Origin of the sequence: Microbacterium sp. WHRI 7836, from assembly GCF_040223885.2 — a bacterium.
Lineage (GTDB): Bacteria > Actinomycetota > Actinomycetes > Actinomycetales > Microbacteriaceae > Microbacterium > Microbacterium oxydans.
The window spans coordinates 3,480,611-3,494,156 of record NZ_CP168171.1; the positions used below are offsets into that span (position 1 = coordinate 3,480,611).

General features: G+C 69.0%; 17 protein-coding genes. 2 read left to right on the top strand and 15 right to left on the bottom strand.

Annotated features, from left to right (window positions below; all coding sequences use genetic code 11):
- The first annotated feature begins 8 nt into the window (after nucleotides 1–8).
- The gene (gene xylB, locus ABRP18_RS16820) at nucleotides 9–1,406 is read left to right on the top strand and encodes a xylulokinase (RefSeq protein WP_061015124.1); all 1,398 of its coding nucleotides are present in this window, start codon (nucleotides 9–11) and stop codon (nucleotides 1,404–1,406) included.
- 2 nt (nucleotides 1,407–1,408) lie between these two features.
- On the opposite strand, the gene rhaI is transcribed toward xylB, so the two are convergent.
- The 6 genes from rhaI to ABRP18_RS16850 are packed head-to-tail and all read right to left on the bottom strand — an operon-like array spanning nucleotide 1,409 to nucleotide 7,662.
- Nucleotides 1,409–2,575, bottom strand: a complete 1,167-nt coding sequence (gene rhaI / locus ABRP18_RS16825; RefSeq protein WP_061015125.1) for an L-rhamnose isomerase — start codon at nucleotides 2,573–2,575, stop codon at nucleotides 1,409–1,411.
- Nucleotides 2,572–2,934: an L-rhamnose mutarotase gene (locus ABRP18_RS16830; RefSeq protein WP_058633004.1), complete on the bottom strand. Its 363-nt coding sequence runs from the start codon at nucleotides 2,932–2,934 to the stop codon at nucleotides 2,572–2,574. The genes rhaI and ABRP18_RS16830 overlap by 4 nt, the downstream gene beginning before the upstream one ends.
- Before the next feature lie 58 nt (nucleotides 2,935–2,992).
- The gene (gene rhaS, locus ABRP18_RS16835) at nucleotides 2,993–4,024 is read right to left on the bottom strand and encodes a rhamnose ABC transporter substrate-binding protein (protein ID WP_046748657.1); all 1,032 of its coding nucleotides are present in this window, start codon (nucleotides 4,022–4,024) and stop codon (nucleotides 2,993–2,995) included.
- A 46-nt stretch (nucleotides 4,025–4,070) separates the two neighbouring features.
- On the bottom strand, nucleotides 4,071–5,123 hold the full coding sequence (locus ABRP18_RS16840; protein WP_046748656.1) for an ABC transporter permease: 1,053 nt from the start codon (nucleotides 5,121–5,123) through the stop codon (nucleotides 4,071–4,073).
- A complete protein-coding gene (locus tag ABRP18_RS16845; RefSeq protein WP_113680124.1) occupies nucleotides 5,120–6,112 on the bottom strand; it encodes an ABC transporter permease in 993 nt (330 codons plus the stop codon). Before ABRP18_RS16845 ends, ABRP18_RS16840 begins: the two co-directional genes overlap by 4 nt.
- Before the next feature lie 23 nt (nucleotides 6,113–6,135).
- On the bottom strand, nucleotides 6,136–7,662 hold the full coding sequence (locus ABRP18_RS16850; protein ID WP_046748654.1) for a sugar ABC transporter ATP-binding protein: 1,527 nt from the start codon (nucleotides 7,660–7,662) through the stop codon (nucleotides 6,136–6,138).
- A 162-nt stretch (nucleotides 7,663–7,824) separates the two neighbouring features.
- On the opposite strand from ABRP18_RS16850, the gene ABRP18_RS16855 reads away from it, so the two are divergent.
- Entirely contained in the window at nucleotides 7,825–8,829 is a 1,005-nt protein-coding gene (locus tag ABRP18_RS16855; protein ID WP_046748653.1) for a LacI family DNA-binding transcriptional regulator, read from the top strand.
- A 43-nt stretch (nucleotides 8,830–8,872) separates the two neighbouring features.
- On the opposite strand, the gene ABRP18_RS16860 is transcribed toward ABRP18_RS16855, so the two are convergent.
- The 9 genes from ABRP18_RS16860 to ABRP18_RS16900 all read right to left on the bottom strand — a co-directional run bounded on the left by ABRP18_RS16860 (nucleotide 8,873) and on the right by ABRP18_RS16900 (nucleotide 13,513).
- Nucleotides 8,873–9,067: a hypothetical protein gene (locus ABRP18_RS16860; RefSeq protein WP_349885074.1), complete on the bottom strand. Its 195-nt coding sequence runs from the start codon at nucleotides 9,065–9,067 to the stop codon at nucleotides 8,873–8,875.
- Nucleotides 9,068–9,104: 37 nt separating this feature from the next.
- Nucleotides 9,105–9,719, bottom strand: coding sequence for a hypothetical protein (locus ABRP18_RS16865; RefSeq protein WP_046748651.1), 615 nt, complete (start codon nucleotides 9,717–9,719; stop codon nucleotides 9,105–9,107).
- Complete coding sequence (locus ABRP18_RS16870) at nucleotides 9,716–10,300, bottom strand: DUF6286 domain-containing protein (RefSeq protein WP_058633000.1); 585 nt, start codon at nucleotides 10,298–10,300, stop codon at nucleotides 9,716–9,718. The genes ABRP18_RS16865 and ABRP18_RS16870 overlap by 4 nt, the downstream gene beginning before the upstream one ends.
- The gene (locus ABRP18_RS16875) at nucleotides 10,297–10,689 is read right to left on the bottom strand and encodes a hypothetical protein (protein ID WP_058632999.1); all 393 of its coding nucleotides are present in this window, start codon (nucleotides 10,687–10,689) and stop codon (nucleotides 10,297–10,299) included. The genes ABRP18_RS16870 and ABRP18_RS16875 overlap by 4 nt, the downstream gene beginning before the upstream one ends.
- Nucleotides 10,689–10,877 (bottom strand): DUF2273 domain-containing protein, encoded by a 189-nt coding sequence (locus ABRP18_RS16880; RefSeq protein WP_046748648.1) that lies wholly within the window; start codon nucleotides 10,875–10,877, stop codon nucleotides 10,689–10,691. The genes ABRP18_RS16875 and ABRP18_RS16880 overlap by 1 nt, the downstream gene beginning before the upstream one ends.
- Entirely contained in the window at nucleotides 10,874–11,392 is a 519-nt protein-coding gene (locus tag ABRP18_RS16885; RefSeq protein WP_046748647.1) for an Asp23/Gls24 family envelope stress response protein, read from the bottom strand. Before ABRP18_RS16885 ends, ABRP18_RS16880 begins: the two co-directional genes overlap by 4 nt.
- Before the next feature lie 153 nt (nucleotides 11,393–11,545).
- Nucleotides 11,546–12,181 (bottom strand): DUF1684 domain-containing protein, encoded by a 636-nt coding sequence (locus ABRP18_RS16890; RefSeq protein WP_349885075.1) that lies wholly within the window; start codon nucleotides 12,179–12,181, stop codon nucleotides 11,546–11,548.
- A 44-nt stretch (nucleotides 12,182–12,225) separates the two neighbouring features.
- Nucleotides 12,226–13,041, bottom strand: coding sequence for a sugar nucleotide-binding protein (locus ABRP18_RS16895; protein WP_058632998.1), 816 nt, complete (start codon nucleotides 13,039–13,041; stop codon nucleotides 12,226–12,228).
- Between the two features lie 10 nt (nucleotides 13,042–13,051).
- Nucleotides 13,052–13,513: a MarR family winged helix-turn-helix transcriptional regulator gene (locus tag ABRP18_RS16900; RefSeq protein ID WP_046748644.1), complete on the bottom strand. Its 462-nt coding sequence runs from the start codon at nucleotides 13,511–13,513 to the stop codon at nucleotides 13,052–13,054.
- Nucleotides 13,514–13,546 lie beyond the last annotated feature (33 nt).

Below are 13,546 nucleotides of genomic sequence, written 5' to 3' on the forward strand. Positions count from 1 at the left end.
AGAAGCGGATGCCGACATACGTCGCCGGGGTGGATTCGTCCACGCAGAGCTGCAAGGTGAGTGTGCACGACCTGGAGACGGGAGAGATCGTGCGCTCCGGCCGGGCGGCGCATCCGTCCGGCACGGAGGTGGACCCCGAGGCCTGGTGGTCGGCACTCCAGAGCGCGATCGTCGATGCCGGCGGACTGCACGACGTCGCCGCGATCTCGGTCGCCGCCCAGCAGCACGGGCTCGTGGCGCTCGACGTGCAGGGGCGCGTGGTGCGTGACGCCCTGCTCTGGAACGACGTCCGCAGCGCCGAGGCCGCGGCGGCGCTCGTGACCGAAGTCGGTGCCGAGGAATACGCGCGCCGGGTCGGAGTCGTGCCTGTGGCGTCGTTCACGGGCGCGAAGCTGCGGTGGTTGCGCGAGCACGAGCCGGCCAATGCGGCCAGGGTCGCTGCCGTCGCCCTGCCCCACGACTGGCTCTCCTGGCGGCTGCGCGGCTTCGGGCCGACGGGCGCCAGCGACCTCGGCCCCGACCTCGAGGCGCTCGCGACGGACCGCTCCGATGCCAGCGGCACTGCGTACTGGAGCGCCTCGACCGGTGCCTACGATCTCGATCTGCTCGCGCGGGCGTTCGGTCGCGTCCCGCGCCTCCCCAAGGTGCTCGGACCTGCCGAGAGGATGGGCGTCACCCGCACGGGCACGGTGGTCGGCGCGGGTCTGGGGGACAACGCCGGGGGCGCGCTCGGACTCGATGCCCGACCGGGCGACGCCGTGATCTCGATCGGCACGAGCGGCACGGTCTTCGCCGTGTCCGAACACCCGATCGCCGACGCCACCGGAGCGGTCGCCGGCTTCGCTGACGGGAGCGGGAACCATCTTCCCCTCGTCGCCACGCTCAACGCGGCGCGGGTGCTCGATGCCGTCGCGGGTCTGCTCGGCGTCGACCACGCCGAACTCGCACGCCTGGCGCTGGAGTCAGAGCCGGGTGCGGGCGGACTGGTGCTGCAGCCCTACTTCGAGGGAGAGCGCACCCCGAATCGTCCGGATGCCACGGCCACGCTGTTCGGCATGTCGCTCGCCTCCACGCGCAGGGAGACGCTGGCGCGTGCCGCGGTGGAAGGACTGCTGTGCGGGCTCGCCGACGGCCTCGACGCCATCCGCCGGTGCGGGGTGCCGGCCTCGCGCATCCTGCTCATCGGTGGCGCCGCACGCAACCCGGCGGTCTCGCGGATCGCGGCGCAGGTCTTCGACGTGCCGATCGTGGTGCCGGGAATCGACGAGGCGGTCGCCCGCGGTGCTGCCGTGCAGGCGGCGTGGGCGCTCACCGGCGAGCGTCCGTCGTGGCACGACGGCGAGGCACGTGCATTCGCGGTCGACCATCGGCCGATCATCCGCGAGCAGTACGCCGCGCGGAGCTGAGCTCAGGCGCCCCAGCCGGCCTGCACACCGCCCACACGCTCGGCGGCGATCTTCTCCTGGTATCCGGATGCGAGGTACGCGGCCATGGGATCTGCGGGAAGACCGCGCGTCTCGCGCCACTCGGCGAGGGCCGGACGCACGTCGGTGTAGAACGCATCCATGAAGACGGCGTTCGCTCCGAGCACGTCCCCCGACTTCTGCGCGGCGGTGAGGGCGTCGCGGTCGACGAGCAACGCTCGGGCGGTCATCTCCTGCACGTTCAGCACCGAGCGGATCTGGCCGGGGATCTTGTCCTCGACGTTGTGGCACTGGTCGAGCATGAACGCGACGTCGGGGTTGTTCAGCCCGCCGCCGCGGATGACCTCGAACAGGATGCGGAACAGCTGGAACGGGTCGGCGGCTCCGACGATCAGGTCGTCATCGGCGTAGAAACGCGAGTTGAAGTCGAACGAGCCGAGCTTGCCGAGGCGCAGCAGCTGCATCACGATGAACTCGATGTTCGTGCCTGGCGCGTGGTGGCCCGTGTCGAGGCAGACCATCGCCTTGTCACCGAGGGAGCTGACCTGCGCGTAGGAGGTTCCCCAGTCCGGAACGTCGGTGTGATAGAACGCCGGCTCGAAGAACTTGTACTCGAGCACCAGGCGCTGGTCGTCGCCGAGGCGGTCGTAGATCCTCTGCAGCGAGTCCTGCAGTCGATCCTGACGCCCCCGCATGTCGGCCTGCCCGGGATAGTTCGACCCCTCGGCCAGCCAGATCTTGAGGTCGCGGCTGCCGGTCGCATCCATCACGTCGATGCAGGCGAGGTGGTGGTCGATCGCCTTCTGCCGGATGGCCGCGTCCTCGTGCGTGAGGGCACCGAACTTGTAGTCGTCGTCCTGGAACGTGTTGGAGTTCACGGTGCCGAGGGTCACCCCGTGGTCTTCGGCGTGCTTGCGCAGGTCGGAGTACGAATCCACCACGTCCCACGGGATGTGCAGCGCCACCGCCGGCGCGAGTGCCGTGTAGCGGTTCACCTGTGCGGCGTCGGAGATCTTCTCCCACGGGTCCCGCGGGGTGCCGGGAGTGCCGAACACCTTGAAACGCGTGCCGGAGTTGCCGAAGGCCCAGCTGGGAAGCTCGATGCCCTGCTGGGCGAGGATGGCGAGGTTCGAGGGACTGAGGATGCTCACGATGCGCTGCTTTCGTTGGGGAGACCGGAGGTGGAGAGCTGGTCTTCGAGGTGGAACACCTCGGGAAGTGTGGGTGCCGCCTGGTCAGGGCGGCCGTCGAGGCCGACGAAGAAGCGGGCCATCTCGGCTTCCCAGCGGGCGGCGACCGGCGACGCGGCCAGGTATGCCTGCGCCGCGACATCGTCGTCGGTCTCGTAGTAGCCGATGAGCTCACCGTCGGGAGCGAGGAACAGCGAGTAGTTGCGGCGACCGGCCGCGGCGATCTCGGCGAGCATCTCCGGCCACACCGGCGCGTGACGCTCGCGGTACTCGTCCAGAAGCTCCGGACGCACCTGGAGCTTCACGCATACGCGGATCATGGGGACCTTTCCGGGAGCGTCCGGCCGACACTCGTGCCGGCCGGACGCCCGAAGGTGATCAGAAGTCGAACTCGCCGATGTTGTCGGCGTTGAACACGAACGGATCGCCGAGCACCACGACGCCGTCCTCCCCGACCGTGTACTCACCGAGGTCGCCGGCGGTGAAGGTGTCGCCCTTCTCGCCGGTGATGTCGCCCTCGATCAGCGCCTGCGCCGCGAAGGCCGCCAGGTAGCCGAGGTCCTCCGGGTTCCACAGGGCGAACGACGTGACCGTGCCGTCCTCGACGTATTCGCGCATCTGGTTCGGCGTGCCGAGGCCCGTCAGCGCGACCTTGCCCTTGTAGTCCGAGGTGGACAGGTAGCGGGCGGCTGCGGCGATGCCGACCGTCGTGGGCGAGATGATGCCCTTCAGGTTCGGGTGGGTCTGCAGCAGGGCCGCGGTCTTGTCGAACGACGTCTGGTCGTCGTCATCGCCGTAGACCGTCTCGACCAGGGTGATGTCGGGGTAGTCGCTGGCGAGGTAGTCCTTCATCAGGTCGATCCAGGCGTTCTGGTTGGTCGCGTTCGCCGAGGCCGAGAGGACGGCGATCTCTCCCGCACCGCCGATCTGCTCGGCGATCTGGTCGACCTGCGCCTTCGCGATGCCCTCCGAATCCGCCTGGTTGACGAAGACGTCGCGGCACTCCGGGTTGGTGTCGGAGTCGAAGGTGACGACCTTCACTCCCGCGTCGCGGGCCTCGTTCAACGCGTCGCAGATGGCCTTCGGGTCGTTCGCCGAGACGACGAGTGCCCCGACGCCCTGCTGCGTCGCGGTGTTGATGTAGCTGACCTGGGCGTCGGGAGTCGCCTCGGCCGGCCCGACCTCGGCGAACGTGCCGCCGAACTCCTCGACGGCGGCCTTGCCGCCCTTGCTGGAGGTGTCGAAGTAGGGGTTTCCGAGGTTCTTGGGCAGGAAGGTGACGGCGAGGTTGCCGTCACCGCCGTCGCCTCCGCCACCGTCGCCACCGGTGCTCGTGCATCCGGACAGGGCGACCGCGGCGGCGACCGCGAGCGCAGCGACAGCGGTCACGCGTTTACGTGCAAACATCATTGTTCTGTTCCTTTCGTGAGGGTGTGCCGCAACCGCGGCGTCGGCGTCATGAAGCTGTGGGTGCGGCGCCGGTGGTCGATCGTCCCGGTCTGCGACGAGCCTTCTGCAGCCAGGCGAGGAAGCTCGCGGCCACCACCGAGATGACCAGGAGGGCGCCGGTGATGATGTTGATCACGTCGGAGGTCACGTTCATCAGACGCAGTGCGCTGGCGAGCGAGCCGATGAGCAGCGCCGCCGCGACGACCCCGTAGATCTTGCCCCGGCCGCCGAAGACCGAGACGCCGCCGAGCACGACCGCCGCGATCACCTGCAGTTCGAGGCCGGTGGCGTTGTCGCCCCGCGCGCTGCCGTAGCGGAGGGTGTAGAAGATCCCGGCGAACGCGGCGACCACTCCGGAGAGCACGAAGAGGATGAACTTCGTGCGCTCCACGTGCACGCCCGAGAACCGTGCGGCGTCCTTCGAGAGGCCGATCGCGTACACGCCACGACCGAACGGTGTGTAGTGCAGCAGCAGGATGAACGCGACCAGGAGGAGCAGGAACGGGATCATGATGACGGGGATCGTGGTGCCGGCGAGCTTTGCCTTGGCGAGATCGGTCCAGAACTCCGGGAACTCGGTGACCGCCGTCGTTCCGAGCAGGCCGACCGCGAGGCCGCGAAACAGCGCGAGCGTTCCGATGGTCACGGCGAGCGACGGCAGACCGACGACGGTCACGAGGAATCCGTTGAAGGCGCCGCCGACCAGACCGACGAGCAGCGCCGCGAGAGCCGCGACCTCGAAGGGGATCCCGCCCTGCACGAGAGCCCCCGTGACGACGCTGGAGAGGCCCACCATGCTGCCGACCGACAGGTCGATCTCGCCCGTGATCATCACCAGCGTCATGGGCAGGGCGATCAGGAGGATCGGCGCGATGTCGAGGAGCAGGTACGTCAGCGTGATCGGCTGCCCGAACCCGCGTACGGTGCTCGCGGAGACGATGATGACGACGATCAGCAGGGCGACGATCGCCATCTCCCTGGTGAGGAGCACGCGGCGCCAGAGCGGCTTGTCGAAGTCGCGGATGACCCGGGTGGTCGCGGTCGTGGTCGCGGCGGTCATGACTTGTCCCTCGCTTCGATGAGCCGTCGTTTCTGGCGGACGGCGAGCACGCGGTCGAGCACGATCGCGCCGATGATCAGCAGGCCGACGACGGCACGCTGCCAGAAGTCGGGGATGCCGAGGATGGGGAGCGCCCGGTTGATCGTGAGCAGCAGCACCGCACCGATCGCCGCGCCCCACACGGAGCCGATTCCGCCGGTGATGGCGACGCCGCCGATCACGGCGGCACCCACCGCGTCGAGCTCCCACCCGGCTCCGGCCTGCGAGTTGATGGTGCCGTAGCGGGCCGCGTAGAACACTCCGGCGAGGCCGGCGAGCGCCCCGGAGACGACGAAGGCGGTCAGCACGCGACGGGTGACGCGCAGGCCGTAGAGCTCCGCAGCCGCCGGATCGGATCCGATGGCGTAGTACTCCCGACCACCGCGCGTGTTCTTCATGTACCAGGCGGCCGCGGCGAGCACGATGAGGGCGACGATCGTGAGGATCGGGATGCCCACGAGCTGCCCGGTGCCGAGGGCCAGGAAGTCCTTCGGCATGTCGGACGCGTTCACCCGGTCGCTGCCGGTCCACAGCACGTTGATGCCGCGGTAGGCGTAGAGCGTACCGAGCGTGATCACCATGGCCGGCACCTTGGCGAAGGCGACCAGTGCCCCGTTGACGAGTCCGAGGAGGGCACCGAAGACGACGGCGGCCACGACCACGATCACGATGGGGATGCCGGGCACGTCGATGAACAGGCGGCCGGTGAGGTAGGCGGTGAGCCCCATGACCGAGCCGACCGAGAGGTCGACGTTGCGGGTGATGAGCACGATGGCCTGCCCGACAGCGACCAGCACGAGGATCGAGGGCGTGAGCAGCAGGTCGCGCCAGCCGTCGGGGCTGAACAGGAAGTTGGAGTTGTTCGTCGTGGCGGCGACGATCACGAGTGCCAGGGCGAGGAGGATGCCGAATTCGCGCGCCCGACCGAGCGCGGAGAGCTTCTTCGTCATCGACGAGACGGGGATGGCGGTGGTCACGAGGAGAGCTCCGATGCGTGCGTGGCGGCGTACATGACGTTCTCGGAAGTCGCCTCCGCGCGGGCGATCTCCGCGGTGATGCGCCCTTCGCGCATGACGAGGACGCGGTCAGCCATGCCGAGCACCTCCGGCAGCTCGGATGAGATCATGAGGATCCCCATCCCCTGCCCCGCGAGCTCGGAGAGCAGTCGGTGCACCTCCGACTTGGTGCCGACGTCGATCCCTCTGGTCGGTTCGTCGATGATGAGCACCTTCGGCTTCGTGGCGAGCCACTTGGCGAGGACGACCTTCTGCTGGTTCCCACCGGAGAGTGTCGCCGCGACCGTGTCGAGGGCGTGCGTCTTGACCTCGAGCCTGGTCGCCCATTCCCGGGCAGCGCGGTTCTCGATGCCGGTGGTGAGGAACCCCAGCTTCGCGAGCTGGCGGCGGATGGAGAGGGTGATGTTGCCGCCGACGCCCGATTCGATCACGAGCCCCTGCTTGCGGCGGTCCTCGGGCACGAGGGCGAGGCCCGCACGCATGGCCTCGGTGGGTCGGCTGCGGGGGATGCGTGCGCCCTGCATCGTGACGGAGCCCTCGCGGTACGGGTCGACGCCGAAGACGGCACGCACCACTTCGCTGCGTCCGGCTCCGACGAGGCCGGCGAGACCGACGATCTCGCCCGCGCACACGGTGAAGGAGATGTCGTGGAAGACGCCGGGACTGGTGAGGTTCTCGACCACCAGCAGCGGCGCGCCGACGGTCGTCTGCTGCTTGGGGAACAGCTCGGTCACCTCGCGACCGACCATCTGGTGCACGATCTCCTCGACCGAGGTGTCGGCGATCGCGCTGGTGGCGATGTACGCACCGTCCCGCATGACCGTGACGGTGTCGCAGAGTGAAAACACCTCGTCGAAGCGGTGCGAGATGAAGATGAGCGCACGACCCTCGTCGCGCAGACTCCGCGCGATCGTGAAGAGCCGCTCGACCTCGACGCCGGAGAGCGCGGCCGTCGGCTCGTCCATGACGAGCAGACTCGCGTCGAGCGAGACGGCCTTCGCGATCTCGATGACCTGCTGATCGGCGATGGACAGACCCTCCGCCGGACGGTCGGGATCGATGGTGACCCCGAGCCGGGTGAAGAGGCGCTCGACCTCGTGGCGCATCCCCCTGCGGTCGATACGGCCGAAGCGCCCGGTCGGCTGTCGGCCCATGAAGATGTTCTCGGTGACGGACAGATCGGGGAACAGCGTCGGCTCCTGATAGATCACCGCGACGCCCGCGCTCTTGGACTGCGCGGTGGAGGAGAAGTCCACGTCCTCTCCATGGAACCGGAACACCCCGTCGTCGCGCTGGTAGAGACCGGCGACGATCTTCACGAGGGTGGATTTGCCCGCGCCGTTCTCGCCGACCAGGGCGTGGATGGACCCGCCGTCGACCGACAGCGTCCCGGAACGGAGGGCGACCACCGCGCCGAACGACTTGCGGATGTCGCGGAGTTCGAGCGCCGGCGGAGCACCGGAGGTATCAGAGGGAATCGTCATCGATCGGACCTAAGCTGCAGGATCATCCCTGCGGATTGAATCGTTTTAAAGAGCGGAGCATCTGAAATTTATGACTCTCGCTGGCTTCCTGTCAAGTCACGGTTTGGTCGGTGGTACGTTTCAGGGACAGGTTTCGCGGATGGCGCGGAAAGGAATCACGCCGTGGTCGTCAGTGTTCGAGATGTCGCACTCGCCGCATCCGTCTCGGTCGGGACCGTCTCGAACGTCCTGAACCACCCGGACAAGGTGTCTCCCGCCACCGTCGAACGCGTCACAGCGGCGATCGAGAAGCTCGGCTTCGTGCGCAACGACGCCGCCAGGCAGCTGCGCGCAGGACACAGTCGCTCGATAGGCCTGGTCGTGCTCGACGTGCGCAACCCGTTCTTCACCGACATCGCCCGTGGCGCCGAGGAACGGGCCGCCGAGGCGCGGATGACGGTCACACTCGGCAACAGCGACGAGAAGGTCGAACGCGAGCGCGCCTACATCGACCTCTTCGAGGAGCAGCGCATCGCCGGTCTGCTCATCTCTCCGCTCGCCGACGACCTCCCGCGATTGCGACGTCTGCGCGATCGCGGCACCACCGTGGTGCTCGTCGACCGGGAAGTCGCCGACGAGAGCTTCTCCTCGGTATCGGTCGACGACGTCGGCGGTGGCTACCTCGCCGTGCAGCATCTCGCGGCGCAGGGACGACGACGCATCGCCTTCGTCGGGGGTCCGATGGGCATCCGACAGGTGGTCGACCGCCTGGAGGGAGCCAGCAGAGCCGCGAACGAGGCCGGCATCTCCCTCGAAGTGATCCTGACCGATTCGCTGAGCGTGCTCTCGGGCCGTGCCGCCGGCGAGACCCTCAGCGCACGCGCACCCGAAGATCGACCCGATGCCGTCTTCGCCGCGAACGACCTCCTCGCGATGGGGGTACTGCAAGCACTCATGATGCGCAGCAGCATCCGGGTCCCGGACGAGATCGCCCTCATCGGCTACGACGACATCGACTTCGCGGCCGCCGCCGTGGTCCCGCTCTCGTCGATCCGCCAGCCCGCCGAACTCATCGGATACACGGCCGTCGATCTGATGCTGCGAGAAGCCGGCGGTCACGCCGGGCGGGAACGCGTGGTGTTCCAGCCCGAGCTCGTCGTGCGGGAGTCGACCGCGCGACCGGCCTGAGAGCGAGCCGGTCGCCGCGTCGGGCTTTCAGCGCTCGAGGGCTTCAGCGCTTGAGCGCCTTCTTCGCCGCTCTCTCCGCCGTCTTCCGGCGCTGCTTCCTGGCCTTCGGGTCGTTCCACATCCGCACCAGCTGATGCCTCACCGACTCACCCTTGTTGATCTGCACCGTCGCCGCCCTGCTCCCGAACACGTACGCGACGAAGGCGACGCCGACGATGAGGAGGATCTTGTTGCGCATGATGCCTGCTTTCTGGGGGCTGCGGAGGAGCGTCGGGTCAGGAGAGCCGACGCTGGTCGTGGGCGAGGCGAGCCCGCAGGCTCGTGTGCACCGAGACGAAGGTGTCGGTGTCGCGCCCCGTCAGTACGGCGAGGTTGGCGAGGAGGCGATCGACGTGGTCGACGAGCTCTCGCGGATCGGTGTTCTGACGCGGCGTCACAGCCACGTGCAGCACAGGACGGCGACGGATGTCATTGGCGGTGACCTGCGCGGACAGAACCTCATCGCGGGTGGTGAGGGAGTTCTTCACGGCGTCGGAGACGAACGACTCGTTCACGGTCACCCGACCCAGCGGGTTCTGCGCTCCGCTGGAACGCAGCACCGTCTTCGACCGACGCCCCGCGATGCTCGTGAGCGCGAGGATCAGCAGCACGATCACGACCACGATCGCTGCGACCGCGCCGATGCCGATCCACGACAGGCCGCCACCGGCGATCGCGGTCGCGGCGATGGCCTGGTCGAGCCAGGACCGGGCGTCCTTGCCCGCCGCGGTCCAGATGTCCGACAGGGTGGGCCAGCTCATGATGGCGATGCCCACCGCACCGAGGGCGAGGAACAGCAGCCCGATGATCAGCAGCAGGATGCGGTTCAACGCACGATTCGTGTTGTTCACAGCTCGTCTTCCTTCTCGGTGGGACGCTCGATGCGCACGCGGGTGCGCACCTTGTCGGTCAGCCGGTACGTCTGCAGCTCCGCTTCGGCCGCCGCCTGCACGTCGGCCTTGTCCAGCGGCACTCCGATGCCGGGCCGCACGGTCACGTCGACGGTGCGGTGTCCGACACCGACGGTGATGCTGTCGCGGGCGAGACCCGTCTCCTCGGCGAGGTGCTGGGCCAGGGCGCTGGCGATCACGCCGTTGTCGACGACGACCGCGCGTCCACCCGCATCGAGGACATGCCTCGACAGTCGTCCCGGTGTGACGGCGAGCACGATGAAGACCAGTCCGATGAGGGCGAGCACGACACTGCCGGCGATCACGAGACCGGCGGGCTGTGCCGTGGGCAAACCGATCAACCAGCCCGCCGCTGCGGCAGGACCGACCAGGAGGGCGGGCTGCGCGGCGAGGCTCAGCACGATCTCGAGTCCGATGTACGCGAGGGCGAGGATGAGCAGGACGACCGCGACGAACATCGCGACGGTTCGCGGCGAGTGCGTCTCGCGTCGGATGACGCGGCGCAGGACCGGGGTGCTCATTGCACTCGTCTCCTTTCCGGGATGACGGCACCGGTGACGGTGAGGTTGATGCGGATGACGTTGCGCCCGAGGATCGTGCTCAGGTTCTGCTGCAGCTGTTCCTGCAGTTCACGTGCCCGCTCCAGGACGGGCACGGCCCGAGCGATCGCTGCCGTGTCGTCCAGGCTCGGGACGGGAAGGGGCGTGGCGATGCGCACGGTGACCCCGCGCGGGTGCTCCGCGACATCGACCTTCACGTCGCTGCGAGGCACCCCGATCAACGTCGCGGACGCCTTCTCGGTGACGGTGCGGTAGACGCGGTCCTTCACCTCGACGCGACCGCGGACGGCGGCCCCGCCGGCGGCGGCTCCGGAGAGCGCGCCGCCGGCGATGTGCTGGTCGGCACCCATCAGGAGGTTCGCCGCCCCGTGAAGACGTCGGCGAGTCCGCGGACGTCGAGCTTGCCGGAGGCGATCCGGCCGACGAGCGCCCCGATGCCCGCGAAGAGAGCCATGAGGAGGAATCCCCAGAACCCGAACAGCAGGGCGGCGAGGGCCAGCAGTGCGCCGATCAGGGCGCCGACCGTTGTGGCGCTCATGAGACGCGCGACTCCTCGTTGTCGTCGCTGTCGTCACCGGGCACGTGCACGTCGTTGACCTCGACGTTGACCTCGACGACCTCGAGACCGACCAGACGGCTGATCGCACCGGCGACAGCGGCACGGACGTTGTTGGCGACGTCCTGGATGGGCGCCGGGTACTCGACGACGATGGTCAGGTCGGCCGCTGCCTGCGTGTCGCCGACCTCGACCTTCACGCCCTGCGCGAGGTCGGTCGCGTTGATCACGTCGCGGATGGCGCCGAAGGCGCGTGCGCCTCCGCCACCGAGTGCGTAGACGCCGGCGACCTCACGCGCGGCGATGCCGGCGACCTTGGCCACGACACCGTCGGCGATGGTGGTCTTGCCCGCGGCGTTCTCGTCGGCGGGGACGCGCGAAGAGGAGAATCCGCTCGACCGGTCGACGCGCGACGCGGAAGCGCCGGCGGCCTTCGGAGCGGCCTGTGCGAGCTCCTTCTCGGCCGGAGCGGGGGTGGTCTGGTCCTGATTTGCCATGAGGTGTCCCATCTCGATCTGAAGACCGGCCGTGGGTCCCGTGTGGAACTCCCGCCGGGAGCGAAACGCTCGCTCGGAGATAGGACGGATGTGCCGGCGGATTCGTCACAAAGTCGTTTCCGCATCGCCCGGGAGCGCCCGCCGACGGGGCACTCAGACGCCCGCGCCGCCGTACATCTCGCCGACGGGGACCGGAACGGAGAGCACATTGCCCGGTTGCGCGAGCGGGCACGCCCAAGCCGGGTCATACGCGCACGAGGGGTTGTAGGCGAAGTTGAAGTCGAGCACGATCGTGCCACGCGCCGCATCGGCCCCGAGATCGGCGCCCTTGATCGTGTCGACGAGATAGCGTCCGCCGCCGTAGGTCCCGCCGACGCCACCGGCGAGCGCATCGCGCACGGGCACGAAGAGCCCGCCGCCGTAAGTGGTCAGTCGCCAGACATCGAGCGACCCCGCATCCGGCACCTCCACGCGCCCGATCCGCTCGAAGGGCACGATGCCGTCGGTGCCGGTCGCGAAGTCGAATCCCCCGGGGTCGGCGGGGAGGATCGGCAGCTCGAAGCGCCACTGCGCGTCGTACGAGGCGATCGGCAGCCCCTCGAACAGCGCTCGGTCCTCGGGCAGCAGCGGCGTCGCCGGGTGGTGGAGCATCAGATCGTCGCGCTCGATCCGCCAGAGCTCGTGCGCTTCCTCCGCGGAGTCGGCGCCGCGCACGGCGTCGTACAGGGCGAACACCCGACGTCGCCAGTCGACGACCTCGAGGGCGGTGCGTGCAGGTGCGCTGGTCATGCCCTCAGGCTAGACGCCGTCGCGGAGATCCGGTGCGGCCCCCGTCAGGCGGTGTCGACCATCCGCGCGTAGCCCGACTCGTACGTCGGGTGTTCCAGGCCACCGAGGAGGGAGAGCAACAGAGTCCCGTCGTACACGACGCCGCGCGGTCCGGCCGGCCCCGAATCCGGCGGCACCTGCGCATTCAGCCGTGCGGCGAGGAACCGCACGACGTCTCCGAGTGGAGCGGGGCCCTGGTCGACGGCATGCAGCACGCGAGGCGGGTCGTCCATCCGCAGCAGCAGGTCGAGGGTGCGCACGAGGTCGCTCTCGTGGATGCGGTTCGTGCGGCGGGAATGATCGACGGCCGCGCCCTCGCGCACCTTCCGCACCAGGAAATCCCGCCCCGGCCCGTAGATGCCAGCCGGGCGCACGACGACGGCGTCGAAGAGCTCCACCGCGGCCCTCTCGCCGTCGACGAGTCCGCGCGATCGCGGTGTCGTCGGCGTCGGCTCGTCCTCCTCCGTCAGAGGATGATCGGGATCCGCCCCCTCGAACACCCCTGTCGAGGAGACGAAGACCGTCCGGGCGGGAGGATCCGGGAGGGCGCACGCGAGGTGCCCCAGAGCAGTGCGGTAAGAGGTCTCGGTATCGCCGGGCGGCAGCGTGACGAGCACCGCGTCGACCCGCTCGAGAGAAGTCGGCAACGGGTGCGCCAGGTCGGCGGCGATGCCCCGGACCCCGTCGGGAAGTGCTCCCTCGGTGCGTCGGAGCGCGATCACCTCCTCGCCGCGGGCGAGAAGCAGCGGCGCGAGGCGGGCGGCGAGCTTGCCGTAGCCGACGAGGAGGGTGCGGCGGGGTGCCGGATCGAGAGCGCTCACGGAGCTCCGCTCAGCCGGCGGTCAGCACAGGGAGTGCGACGCCGTGCAGCGCATCGACTACGGGAGCGAGCTCGGGCTGCGCCGCTGCTTCCTCCAGCACCTGCTCGAGCGCCGCATCGTGGATGGGGTGCGCGCGTTCGTACAGCTCGCGGCCGGCGGGAGTGAGTTCGGTGTAGATGCCGCGACGGTCGTCGGCGCAGAGGATGCGCGTGAGGAGGCCTCGATCCTCCAACCGGTTCACCAGCCGCGTGGTGGCGCTGGGGCTCAGGGCTGCCGCACGGGCGAGCTGCTGCATGCGCATGTGCCACCCGTCCTGGCGATCGAGGGCATCGAGCACGGTGTACTCGACCACGGAGAGCTCGACCGTCTCACCCAGGCGCCGCTCGAGAGCAGTCTCGATCAGCCCGTGCAGCGCGGCGAGCGTGCGCCACCCCTGTGCGCGCACCTCGACGGCGTCGTCACCGATTCCCATGGCCACCCTCCGCGATAGTTGCTTGCGCCATAT